The sequence below is a fragment of the Streptomyces sp. NBC_01384 genome, assembly GCF_045040035.1.
GTDB lineage: Bacteria > Actinomycetota > Actinomycetes > Streptomycetales > Streptomycetaceae > Streptomyces.
This window is the reverse complement of record NZ_CP109559.1, coordinates 5884024-5901917: the sequence shown is the minus strand read 5'-3', so window position 1 is coordinate 5901917 and position 17894 is coordinate 5884024. Positions and strand designations below refer to the sequence as shown.

12 protein-coding genes are annotated in these 17894 nt (G+C 71.4%); 7 read left to right on the top strand and 5 right to left on the bottom strand.

Going from position 1 to position 17894, the window contains the following annotated elements:
• Window positions 1–31 precede the first annotated feature (31 nt).
• The 3 genes from OG747_RS27220 to OG747_RS27210 form a co-directional block, all read right to left on the bottom strand.
• Window positions 32–1531 carry a DUF5719 family protein gene (locus tag OG747_RS27220; protein WP_405882027.1) on the bottom strand — a complete coding sequence of 500 codons (1500 nt, stop codon included), beginning with the start codon at window positions 1529–1531 and terminating at the stop codon, window positions 32–34.
• On the bottom strand, window positions 1528–5295 hold the full coding sequence (locus OG747_RS27215) for a glycosyltransferase (protein WP_405882026.1): 3768 nt from the start codon (window positions 5293–5295) through the stop codon (window positions 1528–1530). Before OG747_RS27215 ends, OG747_RS27220 begins: the two co-directional genes overlap by 4 nt.
• 262 nt (window positions 5296–5557) lie before the next feature.
• Window positions 5558–5821 (bottom strand): WhiB family transcriptional regulator, encoded by a 264-nt coding sequence (locus OG747_RS27210; protein ID WP_003975777.1) that lies wholly within the window; start codon window positions 5819–5821, stop codon window positions 5558–5560.
• A gap of 735 nt (window positions 5822–6556) precedes the next feature.
• Between OG747_RS27210 and OG747_RS27205 the strand changes: the two genes are divergently transcribed.
• From OG747_RS27205 to OG747_RS27190, 4 genes are all read left to right on the top strand, one after another.
• Window positions 6557–7084, top strand: coding sequence for a cysteine dioxygenase (locus tag OG747_RS27205; RefSeq protein WP_405882025.1), 528 nt, complete (start codon window positions 6557–6559; stop codon window positions 7082–7084).
• A 62-nt stretch (window positions 7085–7146) separates the two neighbouring features.
• Window positions 7147–8106: a 2-phospho-L-lactate transferase gene (gene cofD, locus OG747_RS27200; protein ID WP_405882024.1), complete on the top strand. Its 960-nt coding sequence runs from the start codon at window positions 7147–7149 to the stop codon at window positions 8104–8106.
• The gene (locus OG747_RS27195) at window positions 8103–9458 is read left to right on the top strand and encodes a coenzyme F420-0:L-glutamate ligase (protein WP_405882023.1); all 1356 of its coding nucleotides are present in this window, start codon (window positions 8103–8105) and stop codon (window positions 9456–9458) included. Before cofD ends, OG747_RS27195 begins: the two co-directional genes overlap by 4 nt.
• Window positions 9459–9590: 132 nt before the next feature.
• A complete protein-coding gene (locus tag OG747_RS27190) occupies window positions 9591–10592 on the top strand; it encodes a DNA-3-methyladenine glycosylase family protein (RefSeq protein ID WP_405882022.1) in 1002 nt (333 codons plus the stop codon).
• A 263-nt stretch (window positions 10593–10855) separates the two neighbouring features.
• Here OG747_RS27190 and OG747_RS27185 read toward each other — a convergent pair whose 3' ends face one another.
• Both OG747_RS27185 and OG747_RS27180 read right to left on the bottom strand, forming a co-directional pair.
• Window positions 10856–11938, bottom strand: coding sequence for a sugar phosphate nucleotidyltransferase (locus OG747_RS27185; protein WP_405882021.1), 1083 nt, complete (start codon window positions 11936–11938; stop codon window positions 10856–10858).
• Window positions 11939–12057: 119 nt separating this feature from the next.
• Window positions 12058–13410, bottom strand: coding sequence for a peptidoglycan recognition protein (locus tag OG747_RS27180; protein WP_405882020.1), 1353 nt, complete (start codon window positions 13408–13410; stop codon window positions 12058–12060).
• A 128-nt stretch (window positions 13411–13538) separates the two neighbouring features.
• Between OG747_RS27180 and OG747_RS27175 the strand changes: the two genes are divergently transcribed.
• The 3 genes from OG747_RS27175 (at window position 13539) to OG747_RS27165 (ending at window position 17835) form a co-directional block, all read left to right on the top strand.
• Window positions 13539–14294: a TIGR03089 family protein gene (locus tag OG747_RS27175; protein WP_405882019.1), complete on the top strand. Its 756-nt coding sequence runs from the start codon at window positions 13539–13541 to the stop codon at window positions 14292–14294.
• 258 nt (window positions 14295–14552) lie between these two features.
• Window positions 14553–15848, top strand: a complete 1296-nt coding sequence (locus OG747_RS27170) for an LCP family protein (RefSeq protein ID WP_405882018.1) — start codon at window positions 14553–14555, stop codon at window positions 15846–15848.
• 244 nt (window positions 15849–16092) lie between these two features.
• Entirely contained in the window at window positions 16093–17835 is a 1743-nt protein-coding gene (locus OG747_RS27165; protein WP_405882017.1) for an LCP family protein, read from the top strand.
• The last annotated feature ends 59 nt before the right edge of the window (window positions 17836–17894 follow it).

Genomic DNA, 17894 nt, shown 5'->3' with positions numbered 1-17894 from the left:
CTGGAGGACCCGGTGGAGCACCCGTACGGGATCAATTCTTCAGCAGCACCGAGAGGTCCTGGTCCGCTTCCGGTACCGCTACCGTCCCGCGGTCGTCCGGAAGGGTCTGGACCGTGAACCCGGGGACGCCCTCCTGGGTCGAGGCGAGGGTCCGGGAGGCGTAGACAGGGCCTCCTGAGACGGGCTCGACGGTCAGGGCGTACGTCCCCTTGAGGCCGGTCGGCACCAGTGCGTCGACGTCCTGGGTCGTACCGCCCTTGATCGTGTACGTCTTCGTCGTCGCCGTGCCGCCCTCGCTGCCCGCGGACGCGGTGACCTTGACCTGGGCGGTCCGGCCGGGGGCGGTCAGGGCGAGTGTGGAGCCCTTGGAGCTGTTGTCGGCGACCGTCGCGCGCGCCGCGACCGGGCTGGTGGCCGGGATGAACGCCATCTCCTGCTTGCCACCCTTGCCGCGCATCACCTGGACGGCGGCGACGACCGGCACCGACGTGTCGGTGGGCGTGAGCACCAGGGAGCCCGCCTCGCCGCGCGTGACGTCGCCGAGGTCCATCGCGGCGGTCATGCCGGACTTGACGTGCAGCGTCTCGTTCCCGGCCGGGGTGATCAGGCCCGAGGGCGAGGCGAGCCGCACCTTCAGGTCGGCGTCCTGGTCGCCGGGCACGAAGGCGACCAGGTGCACGGCCGTGGCGTCCTTCGGGATGCCCGGCATCACGAGGCTGCCCGCCGGGTCGGTGGAGGCGGCCAGCCAGTCGCCGCCGTTCTTGTCGTCCAGGGCCTGGATCACGGCGCCGACCCGGCCGCTGCGGACGGTCACATGGACGGTGAGGTCGGTCTGCGGCGCGCCGGTGAGCGTGTTCAGCAGGATCGGCTCGCTGGAGTGCGGCTGGACCGTGATGCCCTCGCCCACCGTGGACTTGAGGGTGCCGTCCTTGCCGTACAGCTCGATGTCGACGACGGCGGCCGAGTCGTCGGGGTTGGTCAGGTGCACGTAGTCGGTGCGGCTGTCGGCGGTGCTGGCGCCCGGGAACCAGAACTCGGTGTCCGGGGCGGTGCAGTTGGTGCCGAGCAGGCCGCGGCCGGTGCCCGCGGCGACCGCGGTGGTCTCCTGGACGGTCCAGCCGGGCGCGAATTTGCCCTCGGCGGTGCCGACGAGGGCGGGCGCGTCGGCACCCGAGCTGTCGCCGGTGGCCGGCTTGCCGGGCTCCTTGGGCTCCAGCGCGGGCTTGGCGGCCTTCTTGCCGCTCTTCTTGCCGCTCGCGGAGTCCGCCGACTCCTCGGTCGCGGCCTGCAGTTCGGCCTTGCCGGTGTCGTCGGTGCCCTTGGTGACGGGCGTGAACGACGTGTACGCCGTCTCCGCGATCTCGGAGGTGCTGGGCTGCGGGCAGAGCAGGCTGGTGCGCTCCACGGGCTGCTGGACGGCCGTCCTGGCGGTGTTGTCGCCGGAGGCGGCCGGCGCGTTGAGCGAGGCGAAGCCGGTGACGGCGGCGAGCGCTGTCGCGCCGGCGATCAGGGACAGGGTGGTGCGGTTCACTGCTGGCTCCCGTCGGGGCGCTCACTGTCGGTGCCGTGCGGCGGGGGCGGGGGCGTGTTCGGGTCGTAGGCCGCGTCGTAGCCCTGGGTCCCGTCGTAGCCCTGGCCGGTCCCGTCGTAGCCCTGGTGGTAGGTCTGCATCGGGTCGTACGGCGCCGTGCCCCCGTAGGCGTACGGGTCGTACTGGCCCGCCTGGTAGGGGTCCGCCTGGTACGGCTGCTCGTAGGTGCCCGCCGGGTACTGCTGCCGGCCCTGGTACTGCTCGCCGCCGTAGGTGTCGTACTCGGCGCCCCCGTAACTCGGCGTGTCCCACTCGCCGTACGCCTGCTGGTGGGGGACCGCGGCGGGTGCCGGCTCGGTCTCCTCCTCCGGAGGAGGAAGGGGGTCGGTGTCCTGGGCGGTCTGGACGGTCTCGGTCGACTGCTCCTCGGCCTCCGCCTCGGCCTCGGCCTCCGCCTGGGCGCGCAGACGGCGGGCCCGGCGGCCCTCGCCCGTGGCGTCCTGGGCGGGGACGACCTGCTCCTCGGGAAGGTCGTCGTCGACGTCACGGCGCCGCCCGGGCAGGGCGAGGACCACCAGGACGACGGCGAGTGCGCCCTGGGCCCACAGCCAGCCGGTGTGACCCATCGGCGCGTCGAAGGCGACGTCCAGCTTGCCGCCGCTCGCGGGCAGTTCGAAGCCCTGCGCCCAGCCGTCGACGGTGGTGCGAGTGAGCGGCTTTCCGTCCAGGGTCGCCGTCCAGCCCGCGTCGGCGGTGTCGGCGAGACGCAACACGCGGCCCTCTCCCCCGGAGGGGATGGTGGTGTGCAGCTCGACGGGTCCGGCGGCGATGGACAGCGCCTCGCCGGACTTGGGAACGATCGAGACGCGCGAGACCTGCCGGTCCAGGCGCCACAGGGCGCTGCCGTCCTGCTGGCTGAGCCGGGTCAGGCCCGGGGTGGCGTCCAGGACGCGGCTCACCTCGCGGGGCGCGCCCTTGCGGACCAGGACGTAGCGCACGGCGAAGCCGCCGAGCTGGTCGGCCTGGTCGGCGCCGGAGCCCGCGACGAGGTTGGCGACGACCTTGTCGAGCTTCTTGTTCTCCCCGGCCTCCGCCGCGAGTTCGCCGTCGCCCATGCGGGCGCCGGAGCCGCGCACGAGGGTGTAGCCGACGCGGGCTCCGGAGTCGCTGTCGAGGACGAGGGTGCGGGCCTGGTCGCGGGTGCCGCTCTCCTCGGCGACGAACGCGGGCACCTGCACCGGGTCGCGTCGCTCCACGGGCCCGTCGGCGCCGCTGAGGATCCATCCGGCGGCCACCAGCAGCGGGCCGGCGGCCGAGGCGAACGCGATGAGCGCGGCGACCGGCTGGCGCCAGCCGAAGCTCTGCTCGGCCACGCGCGCGCGTGCCCCGTCGGCGCCGAGCGTGGCGGCGGCGAGCAGGGCGAGGCCGTAGACGAGGGTGGCGGGACCGGCCCACGCCGACTTGTTGGACAGCGCGGCGAAGACGAGCGCCACCAGCGCGACGGCCCAGGCGGCCCACACCGCTCGCTGCCGATCGCTGCGCATCAGGGCGGCCAGTGCGGCGAGCACGATGCCTAGGAGCATCACTCCGCTGACCGTCCCGGGGCCGCCGGGGCTGGCGCCGAGCAGGTCGAGCGTGGAGGCCGCGCTCTCGCCGTAGGGCAGACCGGCTTCCTTGAAGAAGCCGAACGGAAGCAGCGTCAGCGACCAAGGGGCGAGGACCAGCAGCGGGGTGCCGAGCTGGGCCAGGAAGCGCGCCCCGTAGGCGGTGATTTCCCTTCGGCGCACTGCGAGGAGCGCGATTCCGAGGACCAGCGCGATGGGCCAGACGATGGGCGTGAAGGCCGTGGTGAAGGTCAGCAGAAGGGCGTACGCCCAGGTGGCGCGCCAGCTGCCGCGCGCGCCGGAGGAGTGGGCCAGTCCGCTCGCGGCGATACCCGCGCGTGCGATGAGCGGCAGCAGGATCGCGAGGACGGCGGTGCCGATGCGGCCGCCGGCGAGGGCGCCGGTGGCGGCGGGCAGGAAGGCGTACACCACGGACGCCCAGGCGCGCAGCAGGCGCGACTCGACGAGCGGGCGCGACGCGAAGTACGCGGCGAAGCCGGCCAGCGGCACGGAGGCCACCAGGAGCACGGTGACCGCGAGCCCGGTGGAGCCGAGGAGCAGGGAGGACAGCAGCGCGACGAGCGCGAGGTACGGCGGCGCGGTCTCGGTGCCTCCGGCGCCCACCGGGTGCCAGCCGTCGAGGTAGCGCGACCACAGCTCGGAGGCGTCGGCGGGCGCGGGCAGCAGGGCGCCGCCCGCGAGCGCTCCGCCGCCGAGCAGCGCACGGCAGGCGAGGAGGGAGACGAACAGCAGCACCAGGAAGAGCATCGGGCCGGGGTTGCGGGCGATGCGCTTGAGCCGGGCGAACTGCTCGATGTCCAGGAAGTCGGCGTCGTCTCCGCCGGGACCGGACTCGACCGCGCCGCCGTGCCGTCCGGCGCCGGTGGTGGCCTCGGGGTCGTCGCGGCCCACGAGGTTGCCCGCGACCTGCTCGACGGTGGCCCGCACGGTCGCGCCGGGCGGCGGGAACAGCGCGCGCAGTTCGCTCTTGTCGACTTGGGGGCGGCCGCGTCTGCGGCGGCCCGCGAGGATCCGCTCGGGGCGCAGCAGGATCCCCAGCAGGCCGCGGATCTCGTCGACGGCCTGTCCGGGGACCTTGCCGACGAGGTAGGCGACGGTGCGCAGCAGGGTGCCGAGGACGAGCCGGATCAGGATCCAGGGCAGCTGTGCCGTACGAGCGTTGACGAGGAGGGTGTAGACGGCGCCCGCCTTGTCGACCTTGTGCGGGGAGGCGGCGGTGCGGCCCACGCAGTCGACGGTGCGGCGCTCGCGGGAGGCGGCCTCGGCGTGCCGGACGACCGCTTCGGGGGCGACCAGGACGCGGTGTCCGGCGGCCTGGGCGCGCCAGCACAGGTCGACGTCGTCCCGCATCAGGGGCAACCGTCGGTCGAAGCCGCCGAGTTCCTCGAAGACATCGCGCCGGATCAGCATGCCGGCGGTGGAGACGGCGAGCACGGGGTGCACATGGTCGTGCTGGCCCTGGTCCTGCTCTCGGCGGTCCAGGCCGGTCCAGCGGCGGCCGGAGTTGGCGATGGTGACGCCGACCTCGAGGAGCGCGCGCCGGTCGTACCAGCCGCGGAGCTTGGGGCCCACCACGGCTACTTCGTGGCCGAGCTCCTGCTCGTTCTCCACGACCCGGAGCAGGTGGGCCAGGGCGTCGGGCTCGGGGGCACAGTCGTCGTGCAGCAGCCAGAGCCACTGCTCGGGTTCGCCGTGCGGGAGCTCCGGCATGTCGTACGTGTCGTCACGCCACGTACGGGTGACGGGGTCCCAGCCGCTGGGGCGCTTGAGGTAGGGCAGGTCGTCCGGGGTGAGCACACCGGCGCCGCGGGTGGCCTCCTCGACGGCCTGGCCGAAGCCGGTGCGCCGGGCGAGGTGCAGCACCCGGTCGGCGCCGAGTGCGTCGGTGAGCAGCTGGGCGGATTCGTCCGCGCTGCCGGTGTCGGCCGCCACCGCGTTCTGCACGGGGCGCTCCTGGCCGAGCAGGCCGGCGAGCGCGTCGGGCAGCCAGCGGGCACCGTCGTGGGAGACGAGCACCGCGGTCACCACGTGGCGCGGAAACTCGGGTGGGCGGGCCGGGTCGAACGACGCTGGGCGGGCCGGGTCGAACGGCGCGGTGGCGGCGTCGTGTGGGACTGCCGAATGGCTGTGCACGGACATCGAGGTACGGGCCCCGGTTCGATGGACTGCGGTGGACGTCTGTGTCCGGCGGGGACAGCGGGACGTCTCGGACGAGGGCCCACACTAACGGCTGAGCAACACGGCGGCCCGCCGCCTGTGGATAACCCACCTGCGACGGGCCGTTCGTTACGTGTCGGTTCGGGACGTGTCGGGTTCGGTACGTGTCGGGTTCGGTACGGAGAGGTGGGTGCCGTTCGGTCAGCGGCACGCACGCGCGCGTACGACGTGTTTTCGGACGGCTTCAGACGGCGGCCTTCTTCAGGCGGCGGCGCTCACGCTCGGACAGACCGCCCCAGATGCCGAACCGCTCGTCGTTGGCGAGCGCGTATTCAAGGCACTCGGAGCGGACCTCACAGGCGAGGCAGACCTTCTTGGCCTCGCGGGTGGAGCCGCCCTTCTCGGGGAAGAAGGACTCGGGGTCGGTCTGGGCGCACAGCGCGCGCTCCTGCCAGCCGAGTTCCTCGTCCGCGTCGTCGACCAGCAGTTGCTGCACCAGCTCGGTCATGTGCGCCCCTCGTCTGTCTTTCGCGTCCCCGTGATGCTGCCGTTACCGATTTCGGCTGAACGACACGAGTGAAATTACAAGTGTGCCGATCCGGGCCAGTCAAGCCGAGATCTGCTATTGGGCCCCTTATTCACTCTGCGGAACCAAGGTTATGCGGAAAGTGTTCAAATCGGCATAAACCATGACGGCCTCAAGGGTCCCCACCAGACCTCCGACCCGCTACCGAGAAGGACGCCCAGAAGTTCGATCTCGTTCCGACGCGGACTTCGATGCGAACCGGATCACATTTTGATCACGGGATCGCATCGAGGTTTGCGCGCCCGGTTGTGCGCCATGTGTCCGGGGCGCCTCCTGAGCAAACCTTTCGCCATACAGATGAACCGGATGAGGTGAAACATTTCCCATATAGCGGACATGAAGTTGACAGTCGAGGTGTGAACCGATCTCCTTGTGGGCATGCTCGCGAACTTGGCACTCACCTCGACCCGCACCGCCGGGTCCCACGGTGCTGCCCGCGTTCGCTGTAGCTGTTGTTGCTGTTCCAGCTGTTGAGCCGTACCGCGCTCCGGCTGCCTCGCCGCCACTGAGGCGAATCCCCGCCCCGGCCTCCGGGACGACCGCCCGCACCAGGGCACTCCTCCCCGTCCGTGATCCGGGCGGAATCCCCGTCCCTGACCCGGACGGAAATGGCCCCGCGACACCCCAGCACTCTCCCGCCGAGGAACCACCGCACCCATGAACAGCGACAACGACCTCCAGATCGCCGGCGACATCCTCGAAGTACCGCATCTGCTCCAGCCGCCGCGCGAGCACCCCGCCACCGTGGCCGAGTTCGTCGGCCTCGTCCGCTCCATCGCCGCCGACCGCTCCCGGTGGGAGCACCTCGTCCAGTACGACGCGACCTCGCGCTGGTACCACCGACTGCACACCGGGCCCGGCTACGAGGTGTGGCTACTGTCCTGGGTGCCCGGACAGGGCAGCGGACCGCACGACCACGGGCGCTCCTCCGGCGTACTCACCGTCCTGGAGGGCGCGTTGACGGAGCGCACGGAGCGCGGCACACGCGCATTGGGGGCAGGATCTCAGCGGGTGTTCGCGCCGGGGTACGTCCACGAGGTCGTGAACGACTCCCTCGAACCGGCCGTGAGCCTGCACGTTTATTACCCGGGTCTCACCGAGATGCCGACGCGCCCCCAGTCTCGGCTTCGTTCGACCGGGGGGACCCCCATGCCCCAGTGCGCGCCCACGGTCGTCACGGCCTGAGGGCGCCGGCGGTCTCGTAACCGCCTCACGCGTTGTCGTACCCGCCTGCCAGACTGAACACCATGCGCATTGTGGTTCTGGCAGGCGGTATCGGTGGTGCCCGGTTCCTGCGTGGTCTCCAGCGGGCCGTGCCGGACGCGGACATCACGGTCATCGGGAACACCGGGGACGACATCCATCTCTTCGGACTGAAGGTCTGCCCGGACCTCGACACGGTGATGTACACGCTCGGCGGCGGCATCAACGAGGAGCAGGGCTGGGGTCGGACCGACGAGACCTTCCATCTCAAGGAGGAGCTCACGGCGTACGGAGTCGGGCCCGAGTGGTTCGGGCTCGGCGACCGCGACTTCGCGACGCACATCGTGCGGACGCAGATGCTGAGCGCGGGCTACCCGCTCAGCGCGGTGACCGAAGCCCTGTGCGACCGGTGGAAGCCGGGCGTCCGGCTGATCCCGATGTCCGACGACCGCGTGGAGACGCACGTCGCCGTGGAGATCGACGGTGAGCGCAAGGCGGTCCACTTCCAGGAGTACTGGGTGCGGCTGCGGGCCTCCGTGCCGGCCGAGGCCGTCGTGCCGGTCGGCGCCGAGCAGGCCAAGCCGGCGCCGGGTGTCCTGGAGGCCATCGCGGAGGCGGACGTGATCCTCTTCCCGCCGTCCAACCCGGTCGTGTCCATCGGCACCATCCTCGCCGTGCCCGGCATCCGGGAGGCCATCGCCGACGCGGGCGTGCCCGTGGTGGGCCTGTCCCCCATCGTCGGAGACGCGCCCGTGCGGGGCATGGCCGACAAGGTGCTGGCGGCCGTCGGCGTCGAATCGACCGCCGCGGCGGTCGCCGAGCACTACGGTTCGGGGCTCCTCGACGGCTGGCTCGTCGACACGGTGGACGCGTCCGTCGTGGAGCGGGTGCGGGAGGCGGGCATCCGGTGCCGGGCCGTGCCGCTGATGATGTCCGACCTCGACGCCGCGGCACAGATGGCGCGCGAGGCGCTGGCGCTGGCGGAGGAGGTGCGGGCGTCTTGAGCGGACGGCTTTCTCCGGGAGACGGGCTTTCGGGCGACGAGGCCTCGGGCGGTGCAGTCGTCTCTCCCGGTTACCGGGTCTGGGCGTTGCCCGGGCTTCCCGAGGTGCGGCAGGGGGACGACCTCGCCAAGTTGATCGCCGTTGCCGAACCCGGGCTGGTCGACGGGGACGTCCTTCTCGTCACCTCGAAGATCGTGTCCAAGGCCGAGGGGCGCGTGGTCGAGGCCGCCGACCGGGAGGCCGCCATCGACGCCGAGACCGTACGGGTCGTGGCGCGGCGCGGGACCCTGCGGATCGTAGAGAACCGGCAGGGGCTCGTGATGGCCGCCGCCGGGGTCGATGCCTCCAACACCCCGGCCGGGACGGTGCTGTTGCTGCCCGAGGACCCCGACGCGTCGGCGCGGGCGATCCGGGACGGACTGCGGGACAGCCTCGGGGTCGACGTCGGCGTCGTGATCACCGACACCTTCGGGCGGCCCTGGCGCACCGGGCTCACCGATGTCGCCATCGGGGCCGCGGGCGTACGGGTGCTGGACGATCTGCGCGGCGGCACCGACGCGCACGGCAATCCGCTGAGCGCGACCGTCGTCGCCACCGCCGACGAGCTCGCCGCCGCCGGTGACCTGATCAAGGGCAAGGCCTCCGGGCTGCCCGTCGCCGTCGTACGCGGGCTGCCCCATGTGGTGGCCGAGGGCGAAGGGGCGCGGGCGATGGTGCGGGGCGCCCGCGACGACATGTTCCGGCTCGGCACCTCGGAGGCCGTACGGGAGGCGGTGACCCAGCGGCGTACCGTACGGGCCTTCACGGACGAGGCGGTCGATCCGGGGGCGGTACGGCGGGCCGTGGCCGCGGCCGTGACCGCTCCCGCGCCGCACCACACGACGCCGTGGAGATTCGTGCTGCTCGAGTCCGAGGAGTCGCGGACGCGGCTGCTCGACGCCATGCGGGACGCGTGGATCGCGGATCTGCGGCGCGACGGGAAGACCGAGGAGTCCATCGCCAAGCGGGTGCGACGCGGGGATGTGCTGCGCAAGGCGCCGTATCTCGTGGTGCCGTGTCTGGTGATGGACGGGTCGCATGCGTACGGCGATCCGCGCCGGGACGCGGCCGAGCGGGAGATGTTCGTGGTCGCTGTCGGAGCGGGCGTGCAGAACTTCCTGGTCGCCCTCGCCGGGGAACGGCTGGGGTCCGCCTGGGTGTCTTCGACGATGTTCTGCCGGGAGGTCGTACGGGACGTGCTGGGGCTGCCGGAGGGGTGGGATCCGATGGGGGCCGTGGCCGTCGGACATGCGGCGGAGGAGCCCAGGGCTCGGCCCGAGCGGGATGCTGCCGCGTTTGTCCAGGTGCGGTGAGCGCGGGGTGCGGTGCGCGCGAGGGTGTGGTGCGCGCAGGGTGTGTGGTGCGCGGGGTGTGCTGAGAGGCGGGGTGTGCTGAGAGCTGAGCGCCTATTCTCGTAGGGCACCCCGATCCTTAGGACCTTTTTCGTGGCTGGACGTTTCGCTCCTCGGCCGACGCGCACGACTGTGCGTGGCGGGCATGTCGCCGTGCCCGGTGGAGTGCCGCGGCAGGCGGTTGTGCCCGGGCGTACGCGTACCTGGACGCCGCCCGGGCCGCTCGATCTCGGGCTCGTGCTCGGGCCGTTGCGGCGAGGGCCGGGGGATCCGACCTTCCGTGCGACGCCGGACGGGGCCGTGTGGCGGGCCAGTCGGACGCCCCTCGGGGCCGGGACGCTGCGGGTCTCCTTGCGGGACGGGGTGGTGCGGGGCGAGGCCTGGGGGCCGGGGAGTGAGTGGCTGCTCGAGCAACTCCCCGAGATGCTCGGCGCGGCGGACGACCCCGGTGTCTTCGAGCCCCGGCATCGGGTGGTCGCGCTGGCGCGGCATCGGCGGCCGGGGTTGCGGTTGACCCGTACCGGGCTGGTGCTGGAGTCGCTGATCCCGTCTGTTCTGGAACAGAAGGTCACCACCGACGAGGCGTATCGGGCGTGGCGGTTGCTCGTACGGAAGTTCGGGGAACCGGCGCCGGGGCCCGCGCCGGAGCGGATGTCCGTCATGCCGGCGCCGCGGGGCTGGGCGTTGATTCCCTCCTGGGAGTGGCATCGGGCCGGGGTCGACAACAAGCGGGCGTCGACGATTCTGCGGGCCGTGCGGGTGGCTGGGCGGCTCGAGGAGGCGGTGGGGATGGAGGCGGGGGCTGCGCAGGCCCGGTTGGAGTTGGTGTCCGGGATCGGGCCGTGGACCTCGGCGGAGACCGTGCAGCGCAGTCACGGTGCGGCGGATTCCGTGACCGTCGGGGATCTTCATCTGCCGGGGATCGTGGGGTACGCGCTGGCGGGGGACCGTGATGCGGACGACTCCGTGATGCTTTCGCTGTTGGAGCCGTATGCCGGGCAGCGGCATCGGGCGGCTCGGTTGATTTTGTTGTCGGGGCGGACGCCGCCGCGACGGGTTCCGCGGATGCCGCGGGGGGATATCGGGCGGCTGTAGTCGGTTGCGTCGGTGGGGGCGGCTGGGCTCGGGTTTCCTCGCCCCCGCCGCCCCTACCCGTCCCATCCCTCTGGGGCCCCGCCCCAGACCCCGCCAGGGGCGCAGCGCCCCGTAAGGGGCGCGGGGAAGTGCGCGACCAACCCCCACCGGCCCGCAGCCAAAGACTCCGGGCGGGCGGGAATCCGGGGCGCGGCCCCGCGGGCGGGCGGGGAGAGCGAGACGCCGCCCCGTCCGCCCGTGCTGGGGGCTCTACTGGTCGATCTCTACTGGTCCGACGAGAAGCGGACCGCGGCGGCTGGGATCCTTGCCTCACACCAGACTCTTACGCCCTCGCGGAGTTCGTTGTCGGGGCCGACCACCGCACCGTCGCCGATGACCGTGCCGGTGAGGATGGTGCGTTCGCCGATGCGGGCGCGGGTGCCGACGAGGGAGTCGGTGATGACGGCGCCGGGTTCGACGACGGCGCCGGACAGGATCGTGCTGCCGCTGATGCGGGCGCCCTCGCCGATGTGCGCGCCGTCGCCGACGACCGTGCCGCCGGTCAGCTTGGCGTCGGGGGCGACCCGGGCCGTGGGCAGGATCAGGCGGTCGCCGCAGCGGCCCGGTACGGCGGGTGAGGGGACGCGGCCCAGGACGAGGTCCGCCGAGCCGCGCACGAAGGCCTGGGGGGTGCCCAGGTCCAGCCAGTACGTCGAGTCCACCATGCCCTGGAGGTGGGCCCCGGTGGCGAGGAGGTCGGGGAACGTTTCGCGTTCCACCGAGACCGGGCGGCCCTCGGGGATCGTGTCGATGATCGAACGGCGGAAGACGTACGCCCCCGCGTTGATCTGGTCGGTGACGATCTCCTCGGGGGTCTGGGGCTTCTCCAGGAAGGCCGTCACGCGGCCCGTCGCGTCCGTGGGGACCAGGCCGTATGCCCGGGGGTCCTCGACGCGGGTGAGGTGGAGGGAGACGTCCGCGCCGGTCGTTTCGTGGGTCGCCACCAAGGCCCGGATGTCCAGGCCCGTCAGGATGTCGCCGTTGAAGATCAGGACCGGGTCGTCGGGGCCCGAGTGGAGGCGCGCGGCCACGTTGCGGATCGCCCCACCCGTGCCGAGGGGCTCGTCCTCGGTGACGTACTCGAGGTGGAGACCCAGCGCCGAGCCGTCGCCGAAGTACGGCTCGAAGACCTCGGCCAGGTAGGAGGTCGCCAGGACGATGTGCTCGACGCCCGCCGCTCTCGCCCGCGCCAGCTGATGCGTGAGGAAGGGGACCCCGGCCGCCGGGACCATCGGCTTCGGGGTGTTCACCGTCAGCGGGCGCAGCCGGGTGCCTTTGCCCCCGACCAGGAGGATCGCTTCTGTCACCTGTCGTCTCTGCTTCCTGCCGGGACCGGCGGATGGTGTTTCGGCTGGCCAGTGTATGCAGTCGGATGTAAGAGGCCTTCGACGGCAGTGGGGTTGTCCTCGATGGCTGGATGCGGACCTCACCGGCCCTGGTAGCGGGCCGCGGCCGTCCTGACCGAGCCGAGTTTGCCGTACAGGAGCCGCCCTGGGCACTCCGTGGCGAACGCGTCCCGATGGCCGGAGATCACGTTCAGTCGTACGTTCTTACCTTTTGGGAAGAGATTGCCACCACCGGACTTCAGGTATGTCGTGCCACGCGGGTCGGCTCCGTAAAGGCCGAGTTTCCATGCCGCGAGTCGCGCGATGGCGGTCACCGCGGCGGCGGACGGCTTGGTACTGCCGTAGCTTCCGAGGACCGCGATCCCCATGCTGTCGTTGTTGAAACCGAGGGTGTGGGCACCCAAGACGGGCTTGGCCACTCCCCCGGCGCGGCCTTCGTAGATGTTTCCGCACTTGTCGACGAGGAAGTTGTAGCCGATGTCGCGCCAGCCACTGCTCACTACGTGGTAGCGGTAGACACTGCGGATGACCGAAGGGCCTTGCGAGCAGAGGTAGTTGTTGCCCGAGGCCGTGTGATGCACGAAGGCGGCCTTCACCTTTTTGGTGTATACGAAGCCGCCCTCGCGCAGGCTCTCGTCCGCACCCCAGCCGCGCCGGGTGACGATGGTCGGGCGCTCGCCGATGTACGGCTCGCGCGCGGCGCCCTCCGGCATTCCCGCGAGCAGGTCCCGTTCCGTCTTCTGGCGGGAGAGCGCCGGGATCTCGGTGGCACCCAGGGGCGCGAGATCCACGTTGGCCGCGGACGCGTACGCCGTCCGCGCGTTCAGCGCGCCGGTGCGCCCGGCACGCCCGGCGCGCCCGACGCCTGCCGGCGTGTATGCGGACGGGGGCTCCGCGCCGGGGTCGACGAGCTCGATGTGCATGCCTCTGGGGAGCGGCGAGTCTCCGGGTTCCGTGGCTCTTTCGTCCGCCTCCGCCTGGACACGTACCTCGACTCCGTCCGAGTCCCCGACCCACAGTGGCGCCGTGGAGCCGCGCACCCGGCCCGAGTCGCGCTCGGCGGTGCCCGGGTCGGCCGCGTGATCGTGGTTGTGGGTCTCGATGTCCTGCCAGCCGGTCCAGTGGTCGGTTCCGGTGGCGCGGGTGCGGACCTGGACGCGACCGCGCAGTTCGGTGTCCGGGTCGTCCCAGATGACACCGACGAGCGAGAACGACCGTACGTCCCGTCTGCCGAGGCCCTGTTCGGGCGCGGCGGCACCGAGGTCGCGGTCGGCGCCGAGCGGGACGAGGGGGAGGGATTGGGTGCCGCCCGGGACGGCGGGCTCGGTCCGCGCCGCCTGGGGTCCGGCCTGCGCCGGGGCGGACAGGGCCAGCGGAAGGGCGAGAGCGGCCGCGCAGGTGACGCCGGCCGAGGAAGCAAGGAATCCACGCATGCCCCCGATCGTGGACATAGTCATACATATCTGTCCATCGCGAAATTGACGGGCCGTCGGGCGCGCTCCTCCGAACCGGTGGTCCGGGCGTCGCGTCCCACCGGCCGCCCCCGCGTACGCTTGCGCGCGTGAACGCCACCGACCGCACCCCTGCCGACCTGCTGCGATCCGCGCTCGCCGCGGACCCCGCGCGACCTCTGGTGACCTTCTACGACGACGCCACGGGCGAACGTGTCGAATTGTCCGTGGCCACCTTCGCCAATTGGGTGGCCAAGACCGCCAACCTCCTCCAGGGCGAGTTGTCCGCCGAGCCCGGCGACCGGCTGGCGCTGCTGCTGCCCGCGCACTGGCAGACGGCGGTGTGGCTGCTCGCGTGTTCCTCGGTGGGCGTCCTCGTGGACGTCGAGGGCGATCCAGGAGCCGCCGACCTCGTCGTGGCGGGGCCCGACGCGCTGGAGGCCGGGCTCGCCTGCTCCGGCGAGCGCGTCGCCCTCTCGCTCGCGCCGCTCGGGCGCCGCTTTCCGACACCGCCCGCCGGGTACGCCGACTACGCCGTCGAGGTGCCGAGCCAGGGGGACCGTTTCCAGCCGTACACGCCGGTGGACCCGGAGGAGCCGGCGCTGATCGTCGCCGGGGCCGAGCACACGGGGGCCGAGGTCGTCGAGCGGGCCCGCGCGGAGGCGGCTTCGCTGGATCTGACGGGGCCCGGGTCGCGGATTCTGTCCGCGCTGCCGTACGACACGTGGGAGGGGTTGAGCGCGGGGCTGTACGCGCCGCTCGCCTCCGGCGGCTCCGTGGTGCTCTGTCGGCATCTGGAGCGGCTGGGCGAGGATGCGGTGGCCAAGCGGATCGAGAGTGAGAGGGTGACTTCGACGGTTCGGTAGGGATCGGCAGGGAGGCCACGGGGGTTGCCGGGGGTTGTTTGTCGCCTGCGGGCGAGTGGGGGCTTGTCGCGCCCACTCGGCGAAGCCGCACATATGCCGCAGCCCCGCGCCCCTCACGGGGCGCGCCCTGCCGTAGGCCCGCGCCCCCTACTGGACCCATCCCCCGTTCGGCCCATCAAAGCCCACCCCTGGCCGCGGGTCCGCGCCATGGTCGTAGGAGCACCGCACGCTCGTACGCCATGAGGGGTGGACTCCGACGTGACCGACAGCGCAGGGCCGGGAACGGGGGCTTCGCCCACCGGTGCCGGGCTCATACGGCGGCGACGGCGGCGCTGGGTCCGGTACGTGGCGCTCGGTGTCACCGTCGTCGTGGTCGGTGCCGTCGGGGTCGGCTGGGGCGCGTACGAGAAGTTGAGCGGGAACATCACGGCGGACAACGACGCGGCCGCCGAGCTCGCCCGTTACGAGAAGGAGCGGCCCACCGCGCTGGTGCGCGGCGCGCAGAACATCCTGCTGATCGGGTCGGACTCGCGGTCGGGGGACGGCAACCGGAAGTACGGCCGGGACTCCGGGACCGAGCGCTCCGACACCACGATCCTGCTGCACCTGGCCGCGAACCGGCAGAGCGCGACCGCCGTCTCGCTGCCCCGCGACCTGATGGTGGACGTGCCGAGCTGCCGACGGAAGGACGGCACCCGCGCCCGGCCGGCGTTCGCGATGTTCAACTCCGCCTTCGAGGTGGGCGGTTCGGCCTGCACGATCCGGACCGTCGAGAAGCTCACGAACATCCGCGTGGACCACCACATGGTCGTCGACTTCCACGGGTTCAAGGACATGGTCGATGCCGTGGACGGCGTCGAGGTGTGCCTGAAGGAGCCCATCGACGACAAGGCCGCCAAACTGAAGCTGCCGGCCGGCAAGGTCGTGCTCGACGGCGAACAGGCCCTCGGGTACGTCCGCGCCCGCAAAAGCATCGGCGACGGCAGCGACACCGAGCGGATGGAACGCCAGCAGCGGTTCCTCGGCGCGCTCGTCAACAAGGTGCAGAGCAACGACGTCCTGCTCAATCCGGCGAAGCTCTATCCCATGCTCGACGCGGCCACCTCCTCGCTCACCACGGACCCGGATCTGGCGAGTCTGCGCGGGCTGTACGACCTGGTGCGCGGCATGCGCGACATCCCCACGGAACGTGTGCAGTTCCTGACGGTGCCCCGGACGTCGTACGCCCACGACGCCAATCGCGACCAGCTCGTGGAACCCGCGGCCCACAAACTCTTCACGCGGCTGCGCGCGGACGCGCCGGTGGTGGTCGCGAAGGACCTTCCGGAGGATTCCGCCGCGAAAAGCGAGAATGCGGCATCCGGGCGTTCGGACCGTGCGGGGAACTCGTACAAGCGTGGTGACGAAGGCGCGTACGACTCCGCATTCGACTACGAAGAGGAGTCGTTCGGCAACAGGAAGTCGAAGGGAAAGCAACCCGCCGGACCCGCCGATACCCCTCCTCCCGCGCCGACTTTCCGGGGGAACACGGCGGCCGAGGGAGGCTGCGAGTAAAGCGCGCGTCAAGCGGAGAACTGTTGAGCGAAGAAGTCTCTGAGAAATAGGGCGGATTGCCCAGTTGTAGGGACGTGGAATTTGTCACCGCCGTCGCTCGACCCTGAACCGTGCGGATAGTGTGAGCGATCCGGTGCACCGGGCCCGAGGGCAGTCCTGGGGGTCGCGCACTGTTTGACCGAGACCCGAGCGCCTTTTGAGGGGGAAGGGCGCCGCGTGGCCCCGACGGAGGATTCAGACAACCGTGGACGCGCAAGGCCGTGGGCGGGCGGACAACATCGATCCCGCAGACCAGTGGGTACTTAACCCGAACACCGGCGAATACGAACTGCGACTGACTCCTTCCGCACCGCAGTCGGGAGTCCCGAGACCGCGCCGCGGCGCCTCCGCGGCATCGGGGGCGGGAACGCGTGCGCGCACGGCGCCGCAGCGGGAGCGGGAGAGTCCGTCGGCTCCCGGCCCGGACGTGCCCGGGCAGCGCCGACGCCGGGGTGCCCCGGCGGAGCCGCCGCCGGGCCGCCGCCGGACGAAGGCGAAGCCGAAGAAGTCGAAGGCGAAGAAGATACTGCTGTGGACCGGCGGCACGATGGCCTTCGTGCTGGTCGCCGTCTCGGCCGCGGGGTATCTCTACCTCAAGCACCTTGAGGGCAACGTCACCACGACGGACGTCGGCAGCGCGGGCAAGAAGGGCTTCAGCAAGAACGAGGCCTTCAACATCCTGATCATCGGCACCGACAAGCGCACCGGCAAGGGCAACGAGGGGTACGGCGACGCGGGCAGCGTCGGGCACGCGGACACCAACATCCTGCTGCACGTCTCCAAGGACCGTACGAACGCGACCGCGTTGAGCATTCCGCGTGACCTGATCGTCAACGTGCCGGACTGTCCGACGAAGCAGACCGACGGCACCACCAAGATCATCCCGGGCACGCAGAACGTCCGCTTCAACACGAGCCTCGGCCAGGACGGCCGGGACCCGGGCTGCACGATGCGTACGGTCAAGGAGGCCACCGGGATCTCGGTGGACCACTTCATGATGGCCGACTTCAACGCGGTCAAGACGCTGACCAGCGCGGTCGACGGCGTCGAGGTGTGTGTGGCGCACGCCGTCAACGACAAGGAGTCGCACCTCAAACTGCCCGCGGGCAAGTCCGAGGTCCAGGGCGAGCAGGCGCTGGCCTTCGTCCGCACCCGGCACAGCTTCGGCAACCACGGCGACCTCGACCGCATCAAGGCGCAGCAGCAGTTCCTGGGGTCCCTGATGCGCAAGATGGCCTCCAGCGACACCCTCACCAACCCCGCCAAGCTGTTCAGTCTGGCCGAGGCCGCCACCAAGGCGCTCACGGTGGACACCGGCATAGGGAGTGTCAGCACCCTCAAGGACGTGGCCCTGGAGCTGAAGAAGGTGCCCACGAAGAACATCACCTTCACCACGGTGCCGGTCCTCGACAACCCGGCGGAGAAGATCAAGGCGACCGTCGTCGTCAACCAGGCGCAAGCCCCCCAGGTGTTCGACGCGATCAAGAACGACGTCTCCTTCACCGCGGTGAAGCAGAAGGAGAAGAAGGAGAAGTCCGCGGCGGCCGCCCTCCTCAAGGGCACCCGTTCCGCCGCCTCCGACATCCGGGTCGACATCTACAACGGCGGCGCCGCGGGAGGCAGCGCACAGGAGGCTCTCAACTGGCTGCAGAATACTGAGGGCGTACCCAAGGCCAGCCAGCTCGGTAACGCCGGCGCGACGCTGAGCAAGACGACCCTGGAGTACTCTCCCGACCAGGCCGATCAGGCACGCAAGCTGGCGGACCTCATGGGGCTGCCCGCTTCGGCGATGAAGCCTGGCAAGAGCGAGACGAACTCACAGGGTCTGCCCGCGATCGTGCTGACCCTGGGCAAGGACTTCAAGGGCGCCGGGGTGTCGATGACCACTCCGACGAAGGCGCCGACCGTCGTCAAGTCCACGGCGGACAAGACAGTGTGCGCCAGTTGATGACCTGACGGGTCCGTCAGACGTCTAACAGGACGCAAGCGCGTCCAGACCGGACGCAA